This window comes from Pantoea sp., assembly GCF_039594315.1.
In the GTDB taxonomy this organism is placed as follows: Bacteria; Pseudomonadota; Gammaproteobacteria; order Enterobacterales; family Enterobacteriaceae; genus Pantoea.
Genome location: NZ_JBCNNP010000004.1, coordinates 55,763 through 81,899 on the forward strand (window position 1 = coordinate 55,763; position 26,137 = coordinate 81,899).

Annotated in this window: 24 protein-coding genes and 1 tRNA gene; 19 read left to right on the top strand and 6 right to left on the bottom strand. The window is 54.9% G+C overall.

What is annotated here, in order from left to right; translation table 11 throughout:
• Nucleotides 1-225 precede the first annotated feature (225 nt).
• The 4 genes from ABDW13_RS04710 to ABDW13_RS04725 are packed head-to-tail and all read left to right on the top strand — an operon-like array spanning nt 226 to nt 5,003.
• Nucleotides 226-1,218 (top strand): ABC transporter permease, encoded by a 993-nt coding sequence (locus ABDW13_RS04710; RefSeq protein WP_343551263.1) that lies wholly within the window; start codon nt 226-228, stop codon nt 1,216-1,218.
• Nucleotides 1,215-2,048 carry an ABC transporter permease gene (locus ABDW13_RS04715; protein WP_343551264.1) on the top strand — a complete coding sequence of 278 codons (834 nt, stop codon included), beginning with the start codon at nt 1,215-1,217 and terminating at the stop codon, nt 2,046-2,048. Before ABDW13_RS04710 ends, ABDW13_RS04715 begins: the two co-directional genes overlap by 4 nt.
• Entirely contained in the window at nt 2,045-3,652 is a 1,608-nt protein-coding gene (locus ABDW13_RS04720; protein WP_343551265.1) for an ABC transporter ATP-binding protein, read from the top strand. The genes ABDW13_RS04715 and ABDW13_RS04720 overlap by 4 nt, the downstream gene beginning before the upstream one ends.
• Before the next feature lie 10 nt (nt 3,653-3,662).
• Nucleotides 3,663-5,003 carry an LLM class flavin-dependent oxidoreductase gene (locus ABDW13_RS04725; protein ID WP_343551266.1) on the top strand — a complete coding sequence of 447 codons (1,341 nt, stop codon included), beginning with the start codon at nt 3,663-3,665 and terminating at the stop codon, nt 5,001-5,003.
• A gap of 26 nt (nt 5,004-5,029) precedes the next feature.
• Here the strand turns inward: ABDW13_RS04725 and ABDW13_RS04730 are convergent, their stop codons facing one another.
• The gene (locus ABDW13_RS04730) at nt 5,030-5,824 is read right to left on the bottom strand and encodes a PhnD/SsuA/transferrin family substrate-binding protein (RefSeq protein WP_343551267.1); all 795 of its coding nucleotides are present in this window, start codon (nt 5,822-5,824) and stop codon (nt 5,030-5,032) included.
• Nucleotides 5,712-6,770: a fatty acid desaturase gene (locus ABDW13_RS04735; RefSeq protein ID WP_343551268.1), complete on the bottom strand. Its 1,059-nt coding sequence runs from the start codon at nt 6,768-6,770 to the stop codon at nt 5,712-5,714. Before ABDW13_RS04735 ends, ABDW13_RS04730 begins: the two co-directional genes overlap by 113 nt.
• 197 nt (nt 6,771-6,967) lie before the next feature.
• Between ABDW13_RS04735 and ABDW13_RS04740 the strand changes: the two genes are divergently transcribed.
• From ABDW13_RS04740 to ABDW13_RS04750, 3 genes are all read left to right on the top strand, one after another.
• Nucleotides 6,968-7,990, top strand: coding sequence for an LLM class flavin-dependent oxidoreductase (locus ABDW13_RS04740; RefSeq protein WP_343551269.1), 1,023 nt, complete (start codon nt 6,968-6,970; stop codon nt 7,988-7,990).
• A 160-nt stretch (nt 7,991-8,150) separates the two neighbouring features.
• On the top strand, nt 8,151-8,339 hold the full coding sequence (locus tag ABDW13_RS04745) for a type II toxin-antitoxin system HicA family toxin (protein WP_343551270.1): 189 nt from the start codon (nt 8,151-8,153) through the stop codon (nt 8,337-8,339).
• A gap of 16 nt (nt 8,340-8,355) precedes the next feature.
• Entirely contained in the window at nt 8,356-8,766 is a 411-nt protein-coding gene (locus ABDW13_RS04750) for a type II toxin-antitoxin system HicB family antitoxin (RefSeq protein ID WP_343551271.1), read from the top strand.
• 101 nt (nt 8,767-8,867) lie between these two features.
• Here the strand turns inward: ABDW13_RS04750 and ABDW13_RS04755 are convergent, their stop codons facing one another.
• The 3 genes from ABDW13_RS04755 to ABDW13_RS04765 all read right to left on the bottom strand — a co-directional run bounded on the left by ABDW13_RS04755 (nt 8,868) and on the right by ABDW13_RS04765 (nt 11,811).
• Nucleotides 8,868-9,695, bottom strand: coding sequence for a glycosyltransferase family 8 protein (locus tag ABDW13_RS04755; RefSeq protein ID WP_343551272.1), 828 nt, complete (start codon nt 9,693-9,695; stop codon nt 8,868-8,870).
• A 17-nt stretch (nt 9,696-9,712) separates the two neighbouring features.
• Nucleotides 9,713-11,095: a D-arabinono-1,4-lactone oxidase gene (locus tag ABDW13_RS04760; protein ID WP_343551273.1), complete on the bottom strand. Its 1,383-nt coding sequence runs from the start codon at nt 11,093-11,095 to the stop codon at nt 9,713-9,715.
• A gap of 74 nt (nt 11,096-11,169) precedes the next feature.
• A complete protein-coding gene (locus ABDW13_RS04765; protein WP_343551275.1) occupies nt 11,170-11,811 on the bottom strand; it encodes a TetR family transcriptional regulator in 642 nt (213 codons plus the stop codon).
• 212 nt (nt 11,812-12,023) lie between these two features.
• Here ABDW13_RS04765 and ABDW13_RS04770 point away from each other — a divergent pair, with 212 nt between their 5' ends.
• The 6 genes from ABDW13_RS04770 (at nt 12,024) to ABDW13_RS04795 (ending at nt 17,214) form a co-directional block, all read left to right on the top strand.
• On the top strand, nt 12,024-13,142 hold the full coding sequence (locus tag ABDW13_RS04770) for an ATP-binding cassette domain-containing protein (protein ID WP_343551277.1): 1,119 nt from the start codon (nt 12,024-12,026) through the stop codon (nt 13,140-13,142).
• Entirely contained in the window at nt 13,123-13,779 is a 657-nt protein-coding gene (locus ABDW13_RS04775; RefSeq protein ID WP_343551278.1) for a methionine ABC transporter permease, read from the top strand. The genes ABDW13_RS04770 and ABDW13_RS04775 overlap by 20 nt, the downstream gene beginning before the upstream one ends.
• A gap of 69 nt (nt 13,780-13,848) precedes the next feature.
• The gene (locus ABDW13_RS04780) at nt 13,849-15,048 is read left to right on the top strand and encodes a M20 family metallopeptidase (protein ID WP_343551279.1); all 1,200 of its coding nucleotides are present in this window, start codon (nt 13,849-13,851) and stop codon (nt 15,046-15,048) included.
• An 11-nt stretch (nt 15,049-15,059) separates the two neighbouring features.
• Nucleotides 15,060-16,352, top strand: a complete 1,293-nt coding sequence (locus tag ABDW13_RS04785; RefSeq protein ID WP_343551280.1) for an NtaA/DmoA family FMN-dependent monooxygenase — start codon at nt 15,060-15,062, stop codon at nt 16,350-16,352.
• A 201-nt stretch (nt 16,353-16,553) separates the two neighbouring features.
• Nucleotides 16,554-16,907, top strand: a complete 354-nt coding sequence (locus ABDW13_RS04790) for a type II toxin-antitoxin system RelE/ParE family toxin (protein WP_343551281.1) — start codon at nt 16,554-16,556, stop codon at nt 16,905-16,907.
• A 4-nt stretch (nt 16,908-16,911) separates the two neighbouring features.
• Nucleotides 16,912-17,214, top strand: coding sequence for a helix-turn-helix domain-containing protein (locus tag ABDW13_RS04795; protein WP_343551282.1), 303 nt, complete (start codon nt 16,912-16,914; stop codon nt 17,212-17,214).
• Nucleotides 17,215-17,406: 192 nt separating this feature from the next.
• On the opposite strand, the gene ABDW13_RS04800 is transcribed toward ABDW13_RS04795, so the two are convergent.
• Nucleotides 17,407-17,482: transfer RNA gene (locus tag ABDW13_RS04800), tRNA-Asn, on the bottom strand.
• A 507-nt stretch (nt 17,483-17,989) separates the two neighbouring features.
• Here ABDW13_RS04800 and ABDW13_RS04805 point away from each other — a divergent pair.
• From ABDW13_RS04805 to ABDW13_RS04830, 6 genes are all read left to right on the top strand, one after another.
• Nucleotides 17,990-18,913: a sugar ABC transporter substrate-binding protein gene (locus ABDW13_RS04805; RefSeq protein ID WP_343551283.1), complete on the top strand. Its 924-nt coding sequence runs from the start codon at nt 17,990-17,992 to the stop codon at nt 18,911-18,913.
• A gap of 33 nt (nt 18,914-18,946) precedes the next feature.
• Nucleotides 18,947-20,431, top strand: coding sequence for a sugar ABC transporter ATP-binding protein (locus tag ABDW13_RS04810; protein WP_343551284.1), 1,485 nt, complete (start codon nt 18,947-18,949; stop codon nt 20,429-20,431).
• A gap of 14 nt (nt 20,432-20,445) precedes the next feature.
• On the top strand, nt 20,446-21,480 hold the full coding sequence (locus tag ABDW13_RS04815; RefSeq protein ID WP_343551285.1) for an ABC transporter permease: 1,035 nt from the start codon (nt 20,446-20,448) through the stop codon (nt 21,478-21,480).
• A 630-nt stretch (nt 21,481-22,110) separates the two neighbouring features.
• Nucleotides 22,111-23,028, top strand: a complete 918-nt coding sequence (gene nac, locus ABDW13_RS04820; RefSeq protein WP_343551286.1) for a nitrogen assimilation transcriptional regulator NAC — start codon at nt 22,111-22,113, stop codon at nt 23,026-23,028.
• A 215-nt stretch (nt 23,029-23,243) separates the two neighbouring features.
• A complete protein-coding gene (gene cbl, locus ABDW13_RS04825) occupies nt 23,244-24,203 on the top strand; it encodes an HTH-type transcriptional regulator Cbl (protein ID WP_343551287.1) in 960 nt (319 codons plus the stop codon).
• Between the two features lie 148 nt (nt 24,204-24,351).
• Nucleotides 24,352-25,809, top strand: a complete 1,458-nt coding sequence (locus ABDW13_RS04830; protein WP_343551289.1) for an NAD-dependent succinate-semialdehyde dehydrogenase — start codon at nt 24,352-24,354, stop codon at nt 25,807-25,809.
• Nucleotides 25,810-26,137 lie beyond the last annotated feature (328 nt).

The window sequence follows — 26,137 nt, forward strand, 5'->3', positions numbered from 1 at the left end:
GGCGCGATTCATCGCGTTCAGTTGATTTTAAAAATCAAAATAACGCAATAAATTGCGCCGCTACGGTATGTGCCTCGCTTGAATATTTTCATCTCCTCTGTAATGCATTGCATTGCCATATTCTACAAATCGATTGCCGTTATTCTCGGTTTACTTTAACTCCGCGGATTTTAATACTCTCGCCAACCTTATCTGCAAATAAACCGATTAATTCCGGAGACCAAAATGAGTCTGGAAAGCATTGTCACCCGCACGCCCAGCACGCGGCGGCCCGCTGTGTGGCGCAGCGAATTAGCGCGTCGTATCGTCAGCCGGGTTTTCGGCGGGATAGTAGTGCTGTGGGCCGCCGTGACGCTGGCGTTTCTGGGTGTGCATCTGGCACCCGGCGACATCGTCAGCGTGCTGATTGGCGAGCAGATGCGTACGCCAGCGATTGAGGCGGCGATCCGCGCCGAATGGGGCTTAAACGAGCCGTTATGGTGGCAATACGTGCACTATTTATGGCGCGTGCTGCACGGTGATTTTGGTCGTTCTTACCTGCTGAATACCGAAGTCAGCCATCTGCTGGCGACGCAACTGTGGCCGACCATCAAGCTAACGCTGGCGGCGCTGCTGGTCAGTATTCTGTTTGCGCTGGCTCTGGCGGTTGGCACCGCATATCGCCGCGTTGGTCGCCGCATTGCCAATGCGCTGGAGCTGCTGCTGGCTTCCACGCCATCGTTCTGGATGGGCATCGTACTGCTGTTTATTTTCAGCTTCACGCTGCGCTGGTTCCCGGTGGCTGGCGATCGTTCGCTGTCGTCGCTGGTGCTGCCAGCACTGGCGTTGGGCATGGCGCAGGGCGCGGTGATCGCGCAACTGCTGCGCCGCGAACTGGAACGCGCATTGGATGCGCCATTCACCTTAACGCTGCGCGCGTGGGGCGTCGCAGAAGCCACCCTTCGTCTGCGGCACGCGCTGCGCCATGCTGCGCTGCCCGCCGTGACGCTAACCGGCTGGCTGGTCGGCGGCTTGCTGAGTGGCGCGGTGATCACCGAGCAAGTGTTTGGTCGTCCCGGACTCGGCAAACTGACGGTGGATGCGGTGCTGGCACAGGATCTGCCGGTGGTGCTGGCGGTAGCGATTCTGTCGGCGCTGATCTACGTGGTAATGAGCACTTTGGTGGACATTTTATCGCTGTGGATCGATCCGCGTCTGCGTGGGGAGAGCCAGTCATGATTGCCGCACTGCAACGTTTTCCTGTCGCGCTGCCTGCGGCGGTGTGGGCAGCGGTGTTGTTTTTGCTGATCTTAGCGATTGCCGTCATCGCACCGCAGTGGCTGACGCACAGCGATCCGTTACTCGCCGATCCGCTTAACGCGCAGTTGCCGCCGTCGGCGCAGCACTGGCTGGGCACCGATCAGTTAGGACGCGATCTGTTAACGCGCGTGATTTATGGCAGCCGTTATTCGCTGCTAATCAGCGTGGCGGCGATGGCGTTGGCGGTGGTGTTCGGCACCGCGCTGGGATTGGTGGCGGCATTGGCGCGCGGCGTGGTTGACGAGCTGCTGAGTCGCGCGGTGGATGTGATTTCCGCCTTTCCCGATCTGTTGCTGGCGCTGATGTTGATCGCCTTCACCGGACCCGGCACCAACAACCTGATCATCGCGCTGGGCGTGGCGTCGGTGCCGCGTTTTGCCCGCGTGGTGCGCGCACAAACCTACAGCGTGATGACCTCAGGATACGTTGAACAGGCGCGCACGTTTGGTCTGTCGCGCTTCACATTGATTGTCCGGCACATCCTGCCGCACGCGATTGCCCAAGTCCCCGCGCTGGCAACGTTGGGATTGGGCACCGCGATTATTGGCACTGCCGGATTGAGCTTCCTTGGCATGGGACCGCAGCCACCCACCGCCGAATGGGGTTTGATGCTGGCAGAAGGGCGCAACTACCTGCGCAATGCCTGGTGGATCGCCGTCTGGCCGGGCGTATTGATCACCTTAACGGTGATTGCGGTCAACACGCTGGGACGCTACTGGCAAGCCCGTTTTGAAGGACGTTCCGCATGAGCCAACCGTTTATTGATATTCACAATCTCTCGATCCGCTTTGGCGCACAGCCGGTGGTGAAAAATCTGCACCTGCAAGTGTGGCCAGGTGAATCGGTGGCGTTGGTCGGTGAATCCGGCTCTGGCAAAACCCTGACCGCCCGCAGCCTGTTGGGTTTGCTGCCGGAGGGCGCAACCTTAACCGCCGATCGCTTCACGATTGACGGACGTGATATGCGCCACGCCAGCCGCAGTGACTGGCGCGCGTTGCGTGGTCGGCGCATGGGTTATGTGTTGCAGGATGCGCTGGTGTCGCTCGATCCACTGCGCCGGATTGGTCAGCAACTGGGAGATGCTTTAAGCGCCGTCGGCTATCGCGGCAACATCGAAGCAAAAAGCCTCGAACTGCTGAAAGCGGCGGGCATTCATGATGCGGAAAGCCGATTGGCGCGTTATCCGCATCAACTCTCCGGCGGCCAGCGCCAGCGCGCGTTAATCGCCACCGCGCTGGCAGGCAGCCCAGCGTTATTGATTGCCGATGAACCCACCACTGCGCTGGACATGACGGTGCAGCGTCAAATCCTGCAACTGCTGGCGCAGCGGCGGCGCGATGGACACGGTTTGCTGCTGATCAGCCACGATCTGGCGGTGGTGGCGGAACTGGCGGATCGCGTGTTGGTGATGCGCGATGGCGCAGTGGTGGAGCAGGGCGACAGCGGCGCGCTGCTGCAACGTCCGCAACATGCCTGGACTCAGCGCCTGCTGCGCGCGGTGCCAACCCCCGCCACGCGCGGATTTCGGCTCAGCGCGGCGGAACCCACCGCGTTGCCAGCGCGGCCAAAACCCAGTGAAACGCCGTTGCTGCAAGGCATCGGTTTGCACAAAACCTATGGCGATCGCCGGGTGCTCAATGACATCAACTTTACGCTGCACGCCGGGGAAACGCTCGGCGTGGTGGGTGAATCGGGCTCGGGCAAAACTTCGCTGGTGAAACTGGTGATGGGATTAAGCGAACCGGATAGCGGCACGCTGCTGCTGGCAGGTGAACGCTGGGATCGTCTACCGGAGAAAGCGCGCCGCGCTCGTCGTGCGCGTTTGCAGCTGATCGCCCAAGACCCGTTCAGCTCTTTTGATCCGCGCTATACGGTGGAAAAGATTATTGGCGAAAGCCTCGACAGCGCCAGGATTTACGGTGATGCACGCCGCCAGCGCGTGCGTCAGTTGCTGGATGAGGTGCAGCTAGGCGACCGCTTCCTGCAACGCTATCCGCAGCAATTATCTGGCGGTCAGCGACAACGCGTGGCGATTGCGCGCGCTTTTGCTCCCAATCCCGCGCTGCTGGTGGCCGATGAACCGGTGAGTGCGCTGGATGTGTCGGTGCAGGCGCAGGTGCTGGATTTGCTGGCGGAAATGCAAGCCGAACACGGCACAGCGTTGCTGTTTATTTCTCACGACCTCGGCGTGATTCAGCATCTGGCGGATCGCGTGTTGGTGATGCAGAACGGACACGTGGTGGAGAGCGGCGCGCTGCAACAGGTGTTTGCCGCGCCGCAGCATCCGTGGACACAAAAACTGTTACAGGCGCTGCCGGTGATTCCCGACTGGCAGCCCGCGAACGTCTACTAAGGAGAGCAGCATGAGTCAGACACAACGCCAGCTTCGGCTGGGCGCGATTATTCAGGGCGTATCGGGCAACATGTCGGCATGGCGCCATCCGGATGCGATTGCCGATGCCAGCATCAATGTGGATTACGTGCTGGATCTGGCACGCAAGGCCGAGCAGGCGAAGATCGATTTCCTGTTTGTCGCGGACGGTTTATACATCACACCGCAGTCGATCCCGCATTTTCTCAATCGTTTTGAACCGATCACCTTGCTGTCAGCGTTATCGCTGGTGACGAAAAATATCGGTTTGGTCGCCACGCTATCGACTTCCTACAGCGAACCGTTCACCGTGGCACGCCAGTTTGCCAGCCTCGATCACCTGAGCGGTGGGCGCGTGGGGTGGAATGTGGTGACTTCGCCGCTGGAAGGTTCGGCAAAAAACTTCTCGCGCGCGTCTCATCCTGAACATGACGAGCGTTATCGCGTTGCCAGCGAATATTTGCAGGTCACCAAAGGGCTGTGGGATTCGTGGGAGGAAGATGCGTTTGTGCGCGATAAACAGAGCGGGGAATTCTTTGTCGCCGATAAGCTGCACACGCTGAATCACGCAGGAAAATACTTCTCGGTACAAGGGCCACTGAATGTTGGGCGCTCGCCGCAAGGCCGTCCGATTGTGTTCCAGGCGGGCGCGTCAGAAGCAGGTAAAGCTTTTGCCGCCGAAGCCGCCGATGCGATCTACACGCGGCAGGAAACGCTGGATGAAGCTCGCGAGTTCCGCGCGGACGTACGCCGTCGTCTGGTGGCGCGCGGTCGGGATGCGGATGATATCCGTGTGTTTCAGGGCATCAGTGTGATTATCGGCGACAGCGAAGAACAGGCAGAACGTCGCTATCAGCAAACCGCCGAGTTGGTGACCATTGAGAAAGCGCTGGAGTATCTGGGCCGCTACTTTGAACATCATGATTTCAGCCAATATGCGCTGGATGAAGCATTCCCGGAGATTGGCGAGTTGGGCAGCAACAGCTTCCGCAGCACCACCGATAAGATCAAACAGAACGCCAAAGCACGCGGATTAACGCTGCGTCAGGCGGCACTGGAAGAAGCCACGCCGCGCCCCAGTTTTCTCGGCACGGCACAGCAAGTGGCGGATGGCCTGGCGACATGGTTCCTTGAAGGCGCGACCGATGGCTTTATCGTGCGCGGCGGCACGCCAACAGCCTTTGATGATTTTGTCGAGCAGGTGATCCCGCTGTTGCAAGCGCGTGGCATTTATCGCCGCGAATATGCCGGTGCGACATTGCGCGAAAATCTCGGATTGCCCGCGCCAGAAAATCAGTTTGCGGCGCAACGCCGTAATCAGCAGGTCGCGTAAGCCACCGATTTCCGGAGGGGCCGCTATTACAGTGCCGTAACGCCTAACGCGGCGGCCTGTTTTTCCCACGTCAGCACTTCATCATAAAATGCCCGTTCGGTAACGCTAAAACCGCTGATCAAATTTTCTGCCAGCAGATCCTTATAACGCTTTTCACTGGTCAATTCCTGCAACGCGCTACGCAACTTCGCCAAGGTTTCTGCGCTGGTATTTGCCGAGGTAATCAACGGTAGCGCGGCACACAATGGCGTTTCGCCGATAATTTCCAATCCGGCCAATTCCTGCGGAAAATTACGTCGCAGCAGCGCCCAGGTGATGCAATCAATCGCCGCGATATCGGCTTCATTCGCACGCAGAGCTGCCAACGATTGACGATGGCTGCCGTTAAAACGCGTGGTACTAAAGAATTTACCGTCCTGCGCCAACGGTGCAATCACGTAACGCAGCGAATTGTAGCCGGAGTGGGAATCATCGCTGTTGCACACGGCGCGACGTCCACGGAAGTCGCTGATCATTAAATGATCATCTTCTTTACGTGCCACCAACCAACTGCGATAACGCAGGCCATCGCAACCTTGCGCGCTGGATTGAAAGCTGCCGACTAACTGCACGTCCGGCAATAACGCCACCAACGGATAACCGCAGGTTTGGCTCAACAGCAAATCATCCGCGCGCCAGTGTGGTAATAAATCCTGTGGCCACTCGACTTCAGCTGGCACGCCGCGTTGTTGCAACAGCGTCGTTAGCGCTGAGGTCAGGCCAAGCGTCGCCTGATGATTGATGTCGTACATCGGTAACGAAAGAGAGGGCATCCTGTGCATCCTTTTGTGTTGCCGGATGGGCGTTAACCGCGACCGATTTGCGCCAGAAGCGCGTTATCCACTCGCCATAACCGGCGACGCGAAAACCGTGATTCCGTTGGTAATAGCCATCGCGATACAGCAAATAAACTTTGCGCAGGCCGTACCACGGCAAACCGGGCAGATCGTGATGTACAGAATGATAGTTGAGATTCAGGAACAGCAAACGCCAAGGCAGCGCAGCTTCGTTATTCACCGAGCGCGCCAGCGGATCGTCTTCAGCGCGATGTTCGTAGAATGAGCGCACTTTGGTCAGCATCAGCGCCGGATAACTCACCGTCAACACGAACCACAGCGGCGAAAATCCTTGCAGCGTCATCCAGTAAAACACGGCGCTGAGCAAGCTAAGATGAATCGCCCACATCGCCATCGCCGGTTTATCGCGCTGGATAAAAGCGCGCAGCAACGTTTGCAACGTGGCGGCGATATCCAGCAGCGGACCAATCAGCAAACGGCCAGGAAAGGTATTGCGCAGATGGATCACCTGTTGCTGCCACGGCTTGAGCTTTGCCCAGCGCGCTGGCGACAGGTAATAGGTTTCAGGATCTTCATCGGGATCGGTCAAGGTGTGGTTGCGATGGTGCGCCAGATGCGAATCGCGATATAAACCATATGGATACCACACCGCCAGCGGCAGCGTGCCGAACAGTTGGTTCAGGCGCGGCCAGCGCGTCGGATGACCGTGAATCAGCTCATGTTGCAGCGACAAATACCAGGTGGTGAACAGCACCAGCAGCAGGGTACTCCACGCCAATCCCAGCGTTTGCCAGTAAATCACGCTGGCGAACCAGCCTCCATACACAGTCGCAATTAGCAGCCAGGTGGGCAGCTCGCTGCGCCACAGCCAGCTGCGTGCCAATTGGTGCACCACTTCGCGCTGTTGCGCACTGAGATATTCGCTCGCCATGATTAACCTGCTGCAAAAGAGATTGCGCTGAAAATGCGCTATTACGCAGCGGAAGACAAAGATCCTCTTTTTATGACTTATGCAAAAAAGTTGATGATGCGCGCGAAATCTATTGGCTATCAGTCACCTCGTGTCTGGCGTAACCTTTCTTCATCGAAAACATCTGGGCCGACTTTGCCCACGAGGAGAATTTCCGCATGAAAAAGATTGGCTTTTTATCCTTTGGTCACTGGACGCCATCAACCCAGTCCGCCACGCGTTCCGCGCAAGATGTGTTGTTGCAATCGATTGATTTAGCCGTAGCTGCCGAAGAACTCGGCGCTGATGGTGCCTATTTCCGCGTGCATCACTTTGCACGTCAGTTGAGTTCGCCATTCCCGTTACTGGCGGCAGTCGGCGCGCGCACTAAAAAGATTGAAATCGGTACCGGCGTGATCGATATGCGTTACGAAAACCCGCTGTACATGGCGGAAGATGCCGGCGCGGCGGATTTGATTTCCAATGGGCGTTTGCAGCTCGGCCTAAGCCGTGGTTCACCGGAGCAGGTGATTGAAGGCTATCGCTATTTTGGCTTCGATCCGAAAAACGGTGAAAGCGATGCCGATATGGGCCGCCGCCACACCGAAGAGTTTTTGGAAGTGCTGCGCGGTGAAGGTTTTGCCAAACCGAATCCGCAGCCGATGTTCCCTAATCCGCCGGGATTACTGCGTCTTGAGCCGTTCTCAGCCGGTTTGCGTGAGCGTATTTGGTGGGGTTCGGGTTCCAACGCCACCTCCGTTTGGGCGGCACAGCAGGGCATGAACTTGCAAAGCTCGACGCTGAAAGATGATGAAACCGGCGAACCGTTCCATGTGCAGCAGGCGAAACAGATTCGTGCCTATCGCGAGGCGTGGGAAGCGGCGGGTCATCAACGTACGCCGCGCGTTTCAGTCAGCCGCAGCATCTTTGCGCTGACCAATGACATCGACCGCGCCTACTTTGGTCGCAGTGGACAGGATCAGGATTCGGTCGGTTTCCTCGACGAGAAAACCCGCGCTATCTTTGGTCGTAGCTATGCGGCGGAACCGGATCAGTTGATCAAGCAGCTGGCGCAGGATGAAGCGATTGCCGAAGCCGACACGCTGTTGTTGACCATCCCGAACCAGTTAGGCGTGGATTACTGTGCGCACGTGATCGAAAGCATCCTCACCCACGTCGCACCCGAGTTGGGTTGGCGTTAATCTCCACGGTGCGGATATCCGCACCGCCTTTCGTAAGGTCGCCATTTATGGTGACCTGCCAAAATCACCACATCATAAAATAACCCCAATAACTCTTATTCTTGCAATGCAGAGTTATTGGGGTTATCTTTTTGCTTTCAGGATGCAGTAGGGCATCGACATGGATAGCAGATCATTAATGGCCGAAATTAAGGCCGACGGTTGGGAACTGATACGCATAAACGGTAGCCATCATCATTTTGTGCATCCCGTCAAAAAGGGATTGGTGACGATACCGCACCCAAAAAAAGATTTACCGTTCAAAACGGTGAAAAGTATCAGGAAACAAGCTGGACTGACTGTCCATTAAATTGAAAGAGGTCAATATGTTCTATCCCATCGCAATTGAAGCCGGTGATGACACCAGCGCTTTTGGTGTCACTGTCCCTGATTTGCCAGGCTGTTTTTCTGCCGGTGAAACGCTGGAAGAAGCGGTGAAAAATGCCAAAGAGGCGATCACTGGACATCTGGAATTGATGGTTGAATTGGGTCACGACATTCCAGCGGTGTCAGAATTGAAATCGCTGATGAAAGAGCCAGATTATGTTGGTTATGTGTGGGTACTTGTTGATGTCGACGTCACGCGTATCTTTGGCGGGTCCGAAAAAATCAATGTGACATTGCCAAAGTTGCTGATTGACCGTATTGATCGTTGCGTGGCAACCCATCCCGAATTCAAAACCCGGTCAGGTTTTCTTGCGCAGGTCGCGCTGGAGAGAATCGCCAAAACCAGTTAATTGCTGATGCTTCTGCGATTCGTAGCGGCGCGATTTATCGCGTTCCTTTACAGCAGTTCACCTGCTAAACAACGCGATAAATCGCGCCGCTACGGTTGGTGCTAATTAGCTGACATTTCCCACCACAACTTATCCAGCGCGTAATAACGGTCGCGTTCGGCTTCGGGCTGGTTGAGATCGCGTTTCCACGGCTTTGCCAGAATAAAGTGCAGATTCTTCACTTCGTCCTCGCGCCACATCGCGCTGTGTTGGAACGGCAAGGTTTTCAATGCATTGTAGATGTACGGCAGCGGCAGCCAGCGGTCTTCGAACACTTCATTAAGCAGATCCTGCTCGGAAAAAGGATAACGACGCAGATCGCTGATTTCTGCCACTTTCTGCTGCAACCATTCGAACACTGATAAATCTGGCTTCAGCACCAGAAATCCGCCGTTAAGATAACGATCCAGCGATTTTGGCGCAGGTTCTCCGCGATCCTGCCAGGTGTAATGGCAATTCTCCGGCTGCCAACTGGCGGGATAACTGGCTATTTTATTCGGGTTGCAGCGGCAAGCGTGGCACGCCGCTAAAGCGTATTTGCCGAGATCGAGCGTGAACAGTTCGTCCATGTTTTTTAGCACCAGCATATCGGCATCGAGAAACACCACGCGCTCGCAATCCACCAATTCCCACGCGCGCAGTTTGCTCCACACTTCACCAAATTGCGCTGAAGCATAATGCTGCTCTAATTCAGCATTGGGCATCAGCGGTTCAACCGGGTGGATCACGCAGCCCAGATCCTGTAAGGCTTCGCGCGTTTCCAGGTCGATCGCCTCGGTCACCATAACAATCAGCGGCCACTTAGTTTCGCTGCGCTTCAACGAGCGATGCAGCGCCTTAACGCCAATAAAGTAGTCGGGCTGCGTTAACAGCGTTACCCATGCAAACATGTTTTCTCCCCTCAAACTTAATCAAACAAAGCCGTGACATAGTCATTGCTAAAGCGACGCTGTGGATCGAGCTGTTCACGCACCGCACGGAACGCATCCCACTGCGGATAAATGTCGCGCCACTGATAATGCTGTGGATCGTAGTATTTGCCCCAGTGCGGACGTCCACCTTCGGCGACCAGCAATTTCTCCACTTCGGTGAGGAAATGCAGGCCATCTTGCGACAGCGAGCCGTCATCGGCGTAATAAACCACGAAGCCGAAAAAGCAGGTGGGATGCTGATAAGCCGGGCTCAGCCACGCTTCAGAGGCGCCGGTGCAGCGCAGGATAATGGGATAGTGCATATGCGGATGATTCTCGGCATACCACGCTTTAATCTTGCTGATAATCTGCGGCGTTTTCTCCAGCGGCACGCCGATCTCGACATTAATTTGCGGCACCGCGATACCACGACAGAACAGCTGATAGATATCGCCGCTGATGTCGGTGAAGTCGCGGAAGCGCGTCACGGTGCGGAACTGTTTGCCGCCTTTGCCGTGGATCTGCGTGTCGCGGTGCATCTGCGCTAATGTCTGATCAATGGTGTCGTTCAGGCTGCTGTCGGTGTCGTCGCCGTGTTCGATCACTTCACGTTGATTGGCGTAATAGTCTGCTGCATCCGCCTCGCTGGCCTGCTGGGCATTCCACACGTGCATCAGATTGTCATCGACAAACCACCAGGCTTTGCTCATCTCATATTGCTGATTCCACGCCATCAAATCGTCTTCCAGCGAATCGGCCGAAACGGCAAATTTGTGGCAGGTAAACAGGCGGAAAGGTTGAGTGCGCAATGTCACGGCGGTGACGATGCCCAGCGTGCCGAGTGACACTTGTGCGGCGGGGAAATCCGGCTCACCGCGCACAAACTCACGCACGCTGCCATCGGCCAGCACCATGCGAATGCGCAGTGCTTCATCGGCTAACGAGCTTTGCCCTAAGCCCTGCCCGTGGGTGCCGGTTGCCATCGCTCCGGCCAGCGTTTGTACCGCAATCACACCCGGCGAAGAGGCCAGCATGCGATCGATTTTAGTGAGATGGTTGTAAACCTGCTCAAGCGGTGTTCCCGCGGCAAACGTCACGCTATCGGCTTCTTCGGCGATCACGCCATTAAAAGCACTGAGATCCAGCAACACATCTTGCGGGTGCACTTGCAGCATGCGGCCCGGCGACAGGCGGCTACCCAGCACGCGAACTTTGCCGCTGGATGTGCGCAGTAACTGTTGCAGCTCGTCTTCATTTTGCGGCTGTTGCAGTTGCTGACGTTGACCGACCACCGTGTTTTGCGCCCAGTTCCACAGTGCGCTGTCCTGGTCAGTATTGTGCGTATGGCGTAAGGGATAAAGGTGGGAGTCTTTGTTCACTACGGCGTTCCTTAATCTGAGGTCTGTGACGGTCCCAAGATTTTAAGCGTAGACCATCACAGAGAAGCCGCGGATTACGGGGCTTTGCGGATATAACGCAGTGTCGCGGTGACCGCCAACTGGCGATTACGGCGGATGCTGTCCTCTTCGCTATCGTTGGGGGTGAACAGCGTGTGGAAGGTGTAGCGATTAGAAACGTGGTGCACGCAAATGCTGCTCAGCAAGCGGTGTACGTCCACGGTATCGAGCCCCTCAATAAACAGTCCTTGCTGCTGGCCGCGGGTAAGAATGTCATCCAGCAGATCGAGCGCGCTTTTATTCAGTGATTTGATGCGTTCCGATTGCATGATGTAACGCCCGCGCAGCAGGTTTTCGGTACACACCAAGCGCATAAAATCGGGATGCGAAACGTGATAATCGAAGCTGGCTTCCACCAGTTTGGTCATCGCCAGTTCCGGCTCCATCGCCGCCAGATTCAGGCCGGTTTCATGCTGACGAATCGCCTGATAAACCTGCTCCAGCACCTCAATATACAGCTGCTCTTTATTGCCGAAGTGATACACCACCATGCGTTTGGTGGTTTGTGCATGTTCGGCGATCTGCTCCAATCGCGCGCCTTGCATACCGAATTCGGCAAACATCTTCAGCGCGCCGGCAAGAATACGTTTCTTCAGCCCTTCAGGGTCATTTTTTCGTTTAGTAGTAGTGTCCGACATAGCGCTCAATATTAAGTCCAGCAAAAGGGGCATGGTAACACAGCGCAATTTTCGCTTGTGGCGATGCGAGCGGCGCGCGGCATTATGCTTTTTAGGAATAGCTTTCCCGAACAAATCATAATGCTGGAATAAGCATGTCGATATACTGCCAACAAATCCAACATCGGCCGAAATTTTAGCATGGTGATGATAACTGTTGGGAAGGAAAAGCCATGACGCAATTGTTTGAAGTCGCCACGCCTGATACTGCGCTGCTGCGCGGGGTGACGGAATCGGCGCATTCGCCTCTGCGAGCGCAAAACAACGTGGTGCGTTTGCAGGGCATTTCACGCCGCTTTGGGCACACGCAGGCGCTGCGTGATGTCTCATTAACGTTACAAAAAGGCGAAATTCTCGGCCTGATAGGGCGCAGCGGCGCGGGCAAATCGACCTTGATCCGCTGCCTTAACGGACTGGAACAACCGGATAGCGGCGTGATTGAGATCGAAGGCCGCAACATCACTGGCTTGTCAGAAAAACAGCTGCAAGCAGTGCGCAGCCGCGTTGGCATGGTGTTTCAACATTTCAATTTATTGTCGGCAAAAACCGTGGCGCAGAATGTGGCGCTACCACTGAAAATTGCTGGCATGGATAAAGCCCAACGGCAGCAACGGGTGGCGGAACTGCTGGAATTGGTGGGATTGGCCGACAAGGCGCAACACTATCCTGCGGCGTTATCCGGCGGACAGAAACAGCGCGTCGGCATTGCGCGTGCGCTGGCGGCCAGCCCGGCGCTGCTGTTGTGTGATGAAGCCACGTCGGCGCTGGACCCTGAAACCACGCGCTCAATTCTGGCGCTGCTCAAATCGCTCAACCAAAAACTCGGTATCACTATTTTGCTGATCACCCACGAAATGGAAGTGATCAAATCCGTGGCGCATCGCGTGGCGGTGATTGATGGCGGGGAAATCATTGAACACGGGCCGGTTTGGCAGGTATTTGCCGATCCGCAATCTGCGGTGACGCGCACGCTGCTGCGCGGATTGTTACCACAGTTGCCGGACAACCTTGCCGCGCGTCTGAGCCAGCAAAAGCAGGGGGAAGTGATCTATTGCGTACACGCTGCCGGTGATGATGCGCAGGGCGATTTGTTAACGCGTTTTGCGGCGGCGCTGCCGGGAAAATTCCGTTTGTTACAAGGCGGCGTTGAGCACATCCAGCATTACGCGGTGGTGCGTTTCTTTATTGCACTCCCGGCCAGCAATATCGCCGACGAGCAACAGATTCTCAGCTGGCTGCACACGCAGCAGGCGCAGGTAGAGCGGGTGGGCTATGTCGCCAGTCATGATTGATATGTTGCTTAACGCACTCGGTGAAACGCTATTGATGACGGCGATTTCCGGCCTGTTTTCTTTGGTGGCGGGTTTGCCGCTCGGCCTGATTTTGGTGATAACCAGCCCCGGCGGAATTGCCGAACATCGCGGCGTGCATCGTGTGCTCGGCTTGATCATCAACGGCTTCCGTTCGCTGCCGTTCATTATCCTGCTGGTGGCGTTGATTCCGTTTACCCGCTTTCTGGTCGGCACGTCGCTTGGCACCTGGGCGGCGATTGTTCCGCTGTCGATTACCGCCACGCCGTATTTCGCCCGCGTGGCGGAAGTATCGTTGCGCGATGTTGATCGCGGGTTGATAGATGCGGTGCGCGCGATGGGCGCCAGCAAGTTGCGTATTGTCTGGGAGGTGCTGATCCCGGAAGCGCTACCCGGCATTGTTTCTGGTTTTGTCGTCACGCTGGTGGCGTTGATTGGCGCGTCGGCGATGGCGGGAGCTATCGGCGCGGGCGGCTTAGGCGATCTGGCGATTCGCTACGGTTATCAACGCTTTGAAACCTCAGTGATGATCGCGGTGATCGCGGTGCTGATCGTATTGGTGTGCGGCATCCAGTTTGTTGGCGATCGATTGGTGCAGCGCATTGATAAACGTCATTAAAACCCGCTGCGCCGTATGTGTTTCGTAGGGTCGCCATTTATGGTGACCGCCTTTCCAGGGAGAATACCTATGCCGCTAAACACGCTTCAGCTCACGCTCGACAATACACTCGAACAGCACAGCGCCAACTTCATCACTGTCGCAAAAGCCATTTTCCAAAATCCCGAAACTGGCAACAACGAATACTTTGCCAGCGAACAGCTCACGCAGCTGCTCAGCGCGCAAGGTTTCGACGTCACGCGCCACGTCGCCGGACATGAAACGGCCTTTTATGCACTGAAAACCAGCCACAAACCTGGGCCGACTATTGCGTTCCTTGCGGAATATGATGCGTTAATCGGTATCGGACATGCTTGTGGTCACAACCTGATCGGCACCACCAGTGTGGCGGCAACCATCGCGCTTGCCAGTGTGCTGGAGGAAACCGGCGGACGCGTAGTGGTGTTGGGCACGCCAGCTGAAGAGGGCGGATTAGCCGGGCCCGGCGGGCCAAAAGGCAACGTGAAAAAACGCTTTGTTGAAGCCGGATTGCTCAACGACGTCGATGTGGCACTGATGGTGCATCCCGCTGGTAAAACGCGCCTGACAGAAGCCACGCTGGCCAACAATCACCTCTATTTCCACTTTTACGGCAAGCCATCGCATGCTGCCAGCGCGCCGCATGAAGGCATTAATGCGCTGGATGCGTTGGTGCTGCTGTACAACGGCATCAGCGTGCTGCGCCAGCAACTGCCAGATGGCGTGCGGGTGCACGGCATCATTACCAATGGCGGCCAGGCACCCAACGTCATCCCGGAATATGCCTCAGCACATTACTACATTCGTGCCGACAGTCGTGAAGTAGTCGAAGCGCTGGAACCGCGTTTACGCGCGATTGCGCAAGGTGTGGCGCTGGCAACGGGCACGCGCGTGGAGATCGATCACCAGATTGGCCCGCGTGATTTCAAGCTGAATACTGCGCTTGATGCCTTGCTGCTGGAGGAACTGACGCTGGCAGGCGAGCAGGTCGATGTGTCGCCGCAAAAGAACAAAGTTTCCACCGATGCCGGTGATATCAGCCATGCGGTGCCAACGGCGCATCCTTGGCTGAAGATCGGCCCCGACGATTTGATTTTTCATACTGTGCCATTTCGTGAAGCTGCCAATTCGGAACGCGGTTACCAGGCGTTGCTGATTGGCGCTCGCGTATTGGCGCGCACGGGGCTGCGTCTGCTGACGGATGCCGATGCGTTACATGACGTCAAAGCGGATTTCGCGCGACAACCATAAAGGAGAAGGCTGTGTCGCAAAGCTATCGTAGAAAATTGAAAACTCTGGTCGGTGCCAGCAGCGTAATTTCTGCCGGTAATGATCCGCAGCCAGGCGTGGGCATCGCGCGCGCTATCGAACAGGCGAAGATTGCCGAACGCGAGAAAATCACCGGTTTATTCACGGCCGATTTGCTGCAAGCCGATCCCGCTGGATTGGCGGGTACCACGGGTACGCAAGATCCGTTGATTGCGCTGGCGGCTTTGAGTCAGGTCACTTCGCATATCGGTTTGATCGCCACTGTCAGCACCAGTTGGCTGCATCCGTATAATCTGGCGCGCCAGGTCGGCACGCTCGATCACATCAGCGGCGGACGTGCGGGCTGGAACGCGGTAACTTCTTCGGTGGGCGAAGAAAATTTCGGCGAAAGTCCATTGCCGCCGCCGCAGGAGCGTTACGCACGCGCCACTGAATTTATTGAGGTAATGAACGCGTTGTATGACGCCAATGATCCCGCGGCGGTGCAGCGAACAGCCAGCGGCGGTATTCGTCTCGATCACCAGAAACTGCATGCCATTGACTATCGTGGCGACTATTTCCAGGTGGCGGGCCCGTTGAATGTGCCACCGCCGCCACAACGGCGTCCGGTACAGTTCCAGGCAGGACAATCCGAAGCCGGCGTCACGCTTGGCGCGCGCTATGCCGAAGTAATTTACACCTCGCAGCCCACTTTCGACGCGGCGCAGCGTTTTGTTGCTGATGTGCAGCAACGCGCGCGCCGCTTTGGCCGCGAGCAAAATCCACCGCTGATCATGAATTCGTTCCACGCCATCATTGGTGACAGCGAGGCCGACGTGGCTCGTCGCCTGCGTGAGAAACATGAACGCATCAACTATCAGCAAGGTCGATTGCGCGTGGCGGATATGCTGGGCGGTGAAGTGGATCTGCGCGAGGTGCCATTGGACCAGCCGTTACCGGCGGCGCTGATTCCAGAGATTACACAAGTACAGCGTCGGCAGGGACGTGCGGCCATTTTCCGAGGCTATGCGTTAGAGGGATTAACGCTGCGCGAATTGATCATCAAAGCCGAAGAGACCGGGCATTGGTTTGTCGCAGGTACGCCAGAAACGCTGGCCGATGCCATCGAACAACGTTACCAGGCTGGCGTGCTGGATGTGATTTCACTGCACGGCCTCGGTCAGCCCGATCAACAAGATTTGCTGCTCAACGGCTTGCTGCCGGAACTGCGTCGTCGCCAGTTGATTGATAGCGATTATGTTGGCAGTGATTTCCGCAGCAGTTTGGAGTTGCCAGCGTTGAAATAATTGCACGCGGCAACACGCGGTCACCATAAATGGCGACCCTACAAAGCCTGAAAGCCTGTTCGGATAACCTGAACGGGCTTTTTTTGGAATCCCTCTCCACACTTCATTTCATGCCAGCTGCAACTCTGATGACATCCCTGCACACTGCGATTATCGCTTTACATCTATATAGCTTTAGACCTATATTGAGGGGAGGTAATCGTGTGGAAGATAGAAACGACCGACAGATTTGATCGTTGGCTGATGCTGTTAGATGACACTGACCGCGCTTGTGTATTGGCTGGATTAATCGTGTTGCAACACAAGGGGCCCGGTTTATGCAGGCCATACGCAGACACGATTAAAGGGTCTGGCTACAGCAATATGAAAGAGCTGCGCGTGCAGAGCAAAGGTGATCCCATTCGAGCATTTTTTGCCTTTGATCCCTGGCGAACCGGCATTGTGCTGTGTGCTGGCCGTAAGGTCGGTAACGAAAAGCGCTTTTATGCCGAAATGATTCCATTAGCCGATCGGGAATTTACTGCGTATTTAAATGAGAGAGATGAAAAGGAGTAACGCGATGGGCAGAACGCTGGAACAAATCCTTGCCGATGAGAAACCGGAAGTGGTGGCTAATGCCAAGGCGCTGGCAGAAGAGACGTTGCTGAATATCCACCTGGCTGAATTGCGTGAGAAGGTGCAGAAAACTCAGGTTGAGATGGCGCAGGCGCTGAACATCAAGCAGCCAACAGTGGCAGGAATGGAGAAGCCAGGCCGCGACCTGAAGCTTTCAACGCTTAAACGCTATATCGAAGCGGCGGGCGGTAAACTGCGTTTGGATATCGAATTACCCGACGGCTCGCATTACGCCTTCATGGTTTAGCATAAAACCTGAAAAATTCTGCGAACCGTAGCGGCGCAATTTATTGCGCAATGCCTGGAGGGGCAAGGCGCCGCCATCTCGATGCGCAATCAATCGCGCCGCTACGGATAGTGCGATCTGTAGTTACGTAAAAAGGTTAACCGCAGAATGACAAAAGCCCGCTCAGGTTTCCCTGAGCGGGCTTTTTGAATTTGGCTCCTCTGACTGGACTCGAACCAGTGACATACGGATTAACAGTCCGCCGTTCTACCGACTGAACTACAGAGGAATCGTGTGAACGAGGCGCATATTAGCGATGCCGATCTCTAATGTCAAAGCCCGACTGCACACTTCTGGTTTAAGTGCGCGGAAAAGCAGCGGAATGGTGCTTTTCTGCCTTGAATGAGCAGATTCTAAACTGCCAGCAAGATCTCACTTTAAACGCAATTCCTTTGAGATGTTAGAGGCGTGTCAAAGTTTTGTTATTTGCCGATTTTAAAACAATCATTTCAGTGCTTTTATGATGAAAATTTCAAATGAACATCAGATGAAATAAATGAACTGCTTATCATCACCCGCGAAACAAGTTACTTCATCGGAAATGTGATTTTGAAAACAACTGATTGATAAGGAATAAATTGTTCAATACGGATGTTTATAATCGATAGCGTTATACCAGAAGCCTTACCTCTACAACCACATAAAAAACGCCAGCGACGTTGAATGAATGTAAAAGATATTTTTCATTCGCGGTTTCAGCCAACCTGAGCATGTTAACGAAAAAGAAGGGTTACCTATGAAATTCAAAAAAGCGTTAGTGACTTCCCTGTTAGCTTGCATGTTACCTGCCGCAGTCATGGCAAAAGACCTTCAGGTGGGCGTTTCTATGGCGCTGTTTGACGACAACTTCCTCACCATTCTGCGTACCGCAATGAAGAATGAGATGGCCAAAGATGGCATCAAAGGCCCGATCGAAGATGCGAAAGGTGACGTTTCACAGCAGTTGCAGCAGGTACAAAACTTCATTAGCCAGGGGGTTGACGCAATTATCGTGAACCCGGTTGATACCAACGCCGTGAAACCGCTGGTCGAAGCTGCGGCGAAAGCGGGCGTGCCGCTGGTGTTTGTTAACCGCAAACCGGCGGGCGAGCTGAAAGACAAAATGGCGTTTGTTGGTTCAGATTCTGAACTGGCCGGACGTTTGCAGATGGAAGCGCTGGCGAAAAAAATGAATGGCAAAGGCAACGTAGCGATTCTGCTGGGCGATTTGGCTAACGAATCCACCCGCGAACGCACCAAAGGTGTGGAAGCGGTGGTGGCTAAATATCCGGGCATCAAAGTGGTACAGAAACAAACTGCGAAATTCACCCGTAATGATGCAGTTGATGTGGTGAGTAACTGGTTAACAGCAGGCGATGACATCCAGGCCATTGCTTCTAACAACGACGAAATGGCCATTGGTGCGTTGCAAGCGCTGGGTAAAAACCCGAATCACATTCTGGTAGCCGGTGTTGATGGTACGCCCGATGCATTGCAGATGATCAAGAACGACAAAATGGTCGCCAGCGTATTCCAGGATGCGAAAGGTCAGGGCGAAGGCGCGGTGCAAACAGCGGTGAAACTGATCAACGGCGAAAAAGTGCAGAAAGTGGTCGACATTCCATTCCAGCTGATCACCAAAGAAAACTACGAAAAGTTCGCCAACCAGAATCAGAAATAAACCGTTCCCGACTCAGCCGTACGGAGGTGATGTATGACCGCTTTTGCGCTTGAAGCCGAAGGCATCAGCAAGTTCTTCCCCGGAGTGAAGGCACTCGACAATGTCTCACTGCGTATCAAACCGGGGTCGGTACATGCCCTGATGGGTGAAAATGGCGCGGGCAAATCCACTTTAATGAAATGCCTTATCGGGATGTATCGTCCCGATAAGGGCACCATTCGCATTAAAGGGGAGCCGGTGCAGTTTCAGGACACCATGGATGCCTTACGTTCGGGCATCTCCATGATTCACCAGGAGCTGAATCTGGTGCCTTACATGACCGTGGCCGAGAACATCTGGCTCGGTCGCGAACCGATGAAGTACGGCTTTGTTGATCACAACAAGCTCAACAAGCAGACCCAGGAATTGCTTAATCGACTGAATATCCGCCTCAAAGCGGATCGCATGGTCGGCGAGCTGAGTATCGCTGCTCAGCAGATGGTGGAGATTGCCAAAGCGGTATCGTGGAACTCCGACATCGTGATTATGGATGAACCGACCTCGGCATTGACGGAAACCGAAGTGGCGCACTTGTTCACCATCATTCGCGATCTGCGTGAGCAGGGCAAAGCCATCATCTATATCAGTCATAAGATGGACGAGATTTTCGCCATCACCGATGAGATCAGCATCTTCCGCGACGGCACCTGGGTGGGCAGCAACAACACCAGCGAATTCACCCGCCAATCGCTGATTACCCAGATGGTGGGGCGCGAGTTAACGCAGCTGTTCCCAAAATTCAACGGCGAAATCGGCGGCGATGTGCTGACGGTGCGCAATCTGACCTGCAAGGACCGTTTCACCGACATCAACTTTACGGTGCGCAAAGGCGAAATCCTCGGCGTGGCCGGTTTAGTCGGTGCCGGGCGCAGTGAAGTGATGGAAAGCCTGTTCGGCATGGAGAGTTTCGACAGCGGCGAAATCCTGATTGATGGTGTGCCGGTCAAGATCGATTCGCCTTCCACGGCGATTGAAAAGGGCATGGCGTTCCTCACCGAAGACCGTAAAAAGTCCGGCCTGTTCCTGGTGTTGTCGGTGATGGAGAACATGAGCATCGTCAACATGCCGGATTACACCCATAAAAGCGGTTTTGTCAGCCACATCAAAATGGCGCAGGACTGCATGGATCAGATTCGTAAGCTGAACATCAAAACGCCGACCATGGATCAGATCATCAACAACCTCAGCGGCGGGAATCAGCAGAAAGTGTTGATTGCACGCTGGCTGCTGGCGCAACCGAAGATCCTGATCCTTGACGAACCGACGCGCGGCATCGACGTGGGGGCGAAGGCAGAGATTTATCGCTTAATCAGTGAACTGGCAAACCGTGGCGTCGCCATCATCATGGTGTCGTCTGAGTTGCCCGAAATCCTCGGCATGAGCGACCGTGTGATGGTCATGCACGGCGGACGTATAACCGGCATCCTCGATAAAGAAGAGGCCAATCAGGAAACCATTTTGTCGTTGGCATCCGAGTGAGGCGTGAGACATCTATGAGTAACGTAAAAATTACGGCCCCGCAGGCCGCGGAACAACAGAGTTCTTTCTTCAGTAACCTGCGTCATAAGCTGCCAAAAGATACCGGCATTTTCGTGGTGATGGTGGGCATTGCGCTGATTTTTGAAATTGCCGGTTGGTATGTGCGCGATCAGTCATTCCTGTTAAACACCAACCGTTTGGTGCTGATTATTTTACAGGTGGCGATCATCGGCATCATCGCGGTGGGCGTGACGCAAGTCATTATCACCACCGGTATCGACTTATCCTCCGGTTCGGTCATCGCTTTAACCGCGGTAGTGGCGGCCAGTCTGGCGCAAACCTCGGACAGCTTAACGCCGATGTATCCGTCGCTGGTTAACCTGCCAGCGGTGATACCGATTGTGGCCGGGATTGGCGTGGGATTGTTGTGCGGCGTGATGAACGGCGTGCTGATCACCAAAACCGGTATTCCTCCGTTTATTGCCACCTTGGGCATGATGGTGTCGGCGCGCGGTCTGGCGCAGTACTATACGCAAGGTAATCCGATCAGCTTCTTGTCAGATGGCTTCACCTCCATTGGCCAGGGCGCGATGCCGGTGATTATCTTCCTGGTGGTGGCGTTCCTGTTCCATATCGCCTTGAAACACACCCGCTACGGCAAATATGTTTACGCGATTGGCGGCAACATGACCTCCGCCAAAGTGTCGGGCATCAACGTTAACAAATACCTGATCATCGTTTACACCATCGCCGGTGCGCTCTCTGGCCTGGCGGGTGTGGTACTGGCGGCGCGCGTCAGTAGCGGCCAATCAAGTATGGGGATGGCCTACGAACTGGATGCGATTGCCGCAGCAGTCATCGGCGGCAGCAGCCTGATGGGCGGCGTTGGACGCATCACCGGTACGCTGATTGGTGCCGTGATTCTCGGCCTGATTAAAAGCGGCTTCACCTTCGTCGGTGTTGATGCGTACGTGCAGGACATCATTAAAGGCATCATCATTGTGGCCGCAGTTTCCATCGATATGCACCGTAACCGTAAGAAACGCTAATACGCGTCGTCCTTCGTGCTGTAACTGCGTTGGCTGCGCTCGCTCACCCCGGTCACATAGTGATCTATGCTCCCGGGGCTGAGCAATCTTGCCGCCTTGTTACAGCGCGAATGCCATAGCGTAGTGATAATCGAGCTCTGAACACCAGTGTTTGCTCGATCGGCTCCCTCTCCCACTTGTGGGAGAGGGTTAGGGTGAGGGAAAGCGCGCACCGAGTCATCCACAGCGCGCACTTTCTTACCCACATCGCCCGTACCTCCACATAAGTTTTCCCACTGACCAACCTCGTTCTTTTCTGCTCGTTTGCTTTCGTAATCGCCGTTTATGCCTGATTTTTGCTATTTCTGCACCAGCGCGACTCAAAACGTCATCACTTTTTTGCACGCCTGACTCGCATTTCCTGCACCAATCCAGTGCGAAGCGATGAATTGCTAAACCTCCTGTGTCATCGTCCATGCTTATTAACCCGTTAGAGGTAATCACAAACGCTTATTTTTCGTGCCTTTAGGAAAAATCTGGCAATGCTTTTTCGCACCTCGAACAAACCTGGCCTGCATATTGCAAAATCAACTTCACAAGCCAGCAGGCTGAGACGCCCAACCTGGGTATTCGGGGATTGACGGAGGCAACATGAATTTAAGACGACTCAAGTACTTTGTAAAAATCGTCGATATCGGCAGCCTGACTCAGGCAGCAGAAGTGCTGCACATCGCGCAGCCTGCGCTTAGCCAGCAAGTCGCTACGCTGGAAAATGAACTCGATCAGCAATTGCTGATCCGCACCAAGCGCGGCGTGACGCCAACCGAAGCCGGTAAAATTCTGTATGCCCATGCGCGGACTATTTTGCGCCAGTGTGAACAGGCGCAAACCGCGGTGATCAACGCTGGACAAGCGTTAAATGGCCAGGTATCGATTGGTTTAGCGCCAGGCACCGCCGCCTCGTCGCTGACCATGCCGCTGCTGCAAACCGTACGTGAACAATTCCCGGATGTGCTGGTGTATTTGCATGAAAACAGCGGCACCTCGCTGAACGAAAAAGTGATGAACGGCCAACTGGATATGGCGGTGCTGTATGACCGCGCGCCAACCGCCGGCATCAACAGCATTCCTTTGATGAAAGAAGAGTTGTATTTGGTCGGTGCGACCGCGTGTCCGGGGGCTTCGGTGGATCTGGCGGAAGTGGCGCAGATGAATCTGTTCCTGCCGCGTGATTACAGCGCGGTGCGCAAACGTGTGGATGAAGCCTTCTCGTTGCGTCGCTTAAGTGCACGCATCATCGGTGAAATTGAGTCGATTTCCACGCTGACTGCGGCGGTTTCCAGCGGTATGGGCGTGACGGTGTTGCCAGAATCTGCGGCACGTGCGTTGGTTAGCTCAACGCATGCCTGGATGGCGCGGATTAACAGCCCATCGCTGAATCTGCCGCTGTCGCTGAACATCTCGGCGCGTCTGCCGCTGTCGCCATCGGCGCAGGCGGTGAAGAATATTCTGCTGTCGCTGCTCAATAAGCCGATGGTGGAAGATCGCGAATTGATGTTGGTGGGATAAGTCGGTACGCGCTTTCCCTCACCCTAACCCTCTCCCATAAATGGGAGAGGGGACCGATCCCGCCCGTTCTAAGCTAAATCGTTCACCTCACCTTCCATTCGCTCAAACTCCCGCCTTATTACTATTCCGCATAACACACCGTTTTTTATTATTTGTTGCGATGACACCAAGTTCATAACATGGATGAAACAGGGCAGGAATCAGGAGAAAAGGGTGTGAATTTCCAACAACTTAAAATTATACGTGAAGCGGCCCGTTGCGAGTTCAACCTCACCGAAGTGGCAAATACGCTGTTCACCTCGCAATCAGGCGTCAGTCGTCATATTCGCGATTTAGAAGATGAACTGGGCGTGGAAATTTTTATTCGTCGTGGCAAGCGACTATTAGGTATGACCGAACCGGGCAAGGCGCTGTTGACCATTGCTGAACGCATCCTCGATGAAGCGGGCAAAGTGCGCCGTTTAGCGGATGTGTTTACCAATGAAACCAGCGGCGTGCTGACCATCGCCACCACGCATACCCAGGCGCGTTACAGTTTGCCGCGTGTGATTAAAGCGTTCCGTCAGCTCTATCCCAACGTGCGTCTGGAACTGAATCAAGGTTCGCCGCAGGAAATCGTCGCCATGTTGCTGGCCGGTGAAGCTGATATCGGTATCGCCTCAGAGCAACTGGTGAATAACAGCAGCCTTGCGGCGTTCCCGTGGTTTAGCTGGCATCACTCGTTACTGGTGCCGCACGATCATGAACTGTTGCAGCAGCAACCGGTGACGCTTGCCAGCCTCAGCCGCCATCCATTGATCACCTATCGGCAGGGCATCACCGGCCGCTCAAAGGTTGATCGCGCATTTCAGGCGGCGGGATTGCGACCGGATATCGTGCTCAGTGCGCAAGATTCGGACGTGGTGAAAACTTACGTCGAACTCGGTTTAGGCGTTGGGATTCTGGCCGATCAAGCCTGCGATATCTATGAAGGCGAAGATTTGGTGAAGATCGATACCCACCATCTGTTCGATGCCAACACCGTGTGGCTCGGTTTGAAACGCGGACAATTGCAGCGCAATTACGTCTGGCAGTTCCTCGAATTGTGTAACGCCAATCTGTCGCTGGAGGAGATCAAGCGTCAGGCGCTCTCGTATGAAACCGAGAACGAACCGGCTATCGATTTCCAGATTTAATTTCCCCGTGCGGTTCGTCTGAGCCGCACAGCATAAAATTTCTTTTCCCGCCGCAAAACAGCCACCGAAACCGCTTCCCCGCGCCAGAAAAACATCCTGCGCTGTCGCCGCACGTTACAGTGAAAAGACAGTGAAACAGGGGATAGCCATGTCGCGGATTCAACTAAAAGATACGGATTTACTGCGCCAGCAGGCGCTCTTTGCCGGGCGCTGGCAGGATGCGCAGCAGGGCGCCACGCTGGAGGTGATCGATCCCGCCACACAACAGGCGATTGCCACCATCCCGGCATTGGGTGCGGCGGAAACCGAGCTGGCGATAGATTATGCCGAATCGGTGCGCGTTAGCTGGGGCAAAACGCCCAACGCCACGCGCGCGGCGCTGCTGGAGAAGTGGCACCAGCTGATACTGGATAATGCTGACGATCTGGCGATCATCATGACCGCCGAACAAGGCAAGCCGCTGGCGGAAGCCAAAGGCGAAGTGCTGTACGGTGCCAGTTTTGTGAAGTGGTTTGCTGAAGAAGCGCGCCGCATTTATGGCGACACCATTCCTGCACCCAGCGAAGATCGCCGCATTCTGGTACTGAAGCAGCCGGTCGGCGTGGCGGCGGCCATCACGCCGTGGAATTTCCCGATTGCAATGATCACTCGCAAAGTCGCACCTGCGCTGGCGGCGGGTTGTCCGATCATTGTCAAACCCTCAGAACTGACGCCGTTGTCGGCATTAGCTTTAGCGGTGCTCGCCGAACGCGCGGGTTTTCCCAGCGGCGTATTGCAGGTGCTAACTGGCTTGCCGACCGAGATCGGCAGCACCTTAACCGCCAGCCGCACGGTGCGCAAAATCTCCTTTACCGGTTCGACGCGCGTCGGTCAGTTGCTGATGCAGCAAAGTGCCGACAGCATTAAACGCTTGAGTCTGGAACTTGGCGGCAACGCACCGTTGATTGTGTTCGATGACGCCGATCTCGATATCACCATTGCGGGCGTAACGGCGAGCAAGTTCCGTAACGCCGGACAAACCTGCGTCTGTGCCAACCGTATTCTGGTGCAGCGTGGCATCTATGAACGCTTCAGCGTACGCTTGCTGGCGGCGGTCGCAGCGTTGAAAGTCGGCGACGGCTTTGCGCCCGATAGCACCATCGGCCCGTTGATCAACCAACGGGCGGTGGAGAAGGTTAACAGCCATATCGATGATGCATTGAGCCAGGGCGCAACCTTATTACGCGGTGGTATTAGCGCGCCGAATGGCACTTTTGTCGAACCCACGGTGTTAGGTAATGTCACCAGCAGCATGCGTATTGCGCATGAAGAAACCTTTGGCCCAGTAGCACCGTTGTTTGTGTTTGACGATGAAGAGCAAGCGATCCGCATGGCGAACGACACGCCATATGGACTTGGTGCCTATTTCTTTACCGAAAATATTCGTCGTGCATGGCGCGTCGCAGAAGCATTAGAATTTGGCATGGTCGGATTTAATACCGGCGCAATATCATTAGATGCGGCACCCTTTGGTGGAATTAAATTATCGGGTTTAGGCCGTGAGGGATCGCGTTACGGTATTGAAGAATATTTAGAACAGAAAACGTTTCATATTGGCAGTTTGTAAACACAATAGATGATTACCGCACAATTTCGTAGCGGCGCGATTTATCGCGTTCAGTTGATTTTATAAGGTCAACACAACGCGATAAATCGCGCCGCTACAAATATGTGCAGTCATTAAATACGCCGCCAGGTTTCCTTACGCGGCGTTTTTTATTTTGTGCGTCTCGTCATACTTTTGCCGTCCATCCCTGTTTTAGTGCAAGTTTCATGCGCACTGCACCGCTGCGATGCACATAATTTGTGAGCTAAATCATCTGTTTATTCCTTCGGCAATTCCGCAAAATTTCGCTCACCAATACGGCAGAAAATTTTTTTGCGCTGTTTTTTAC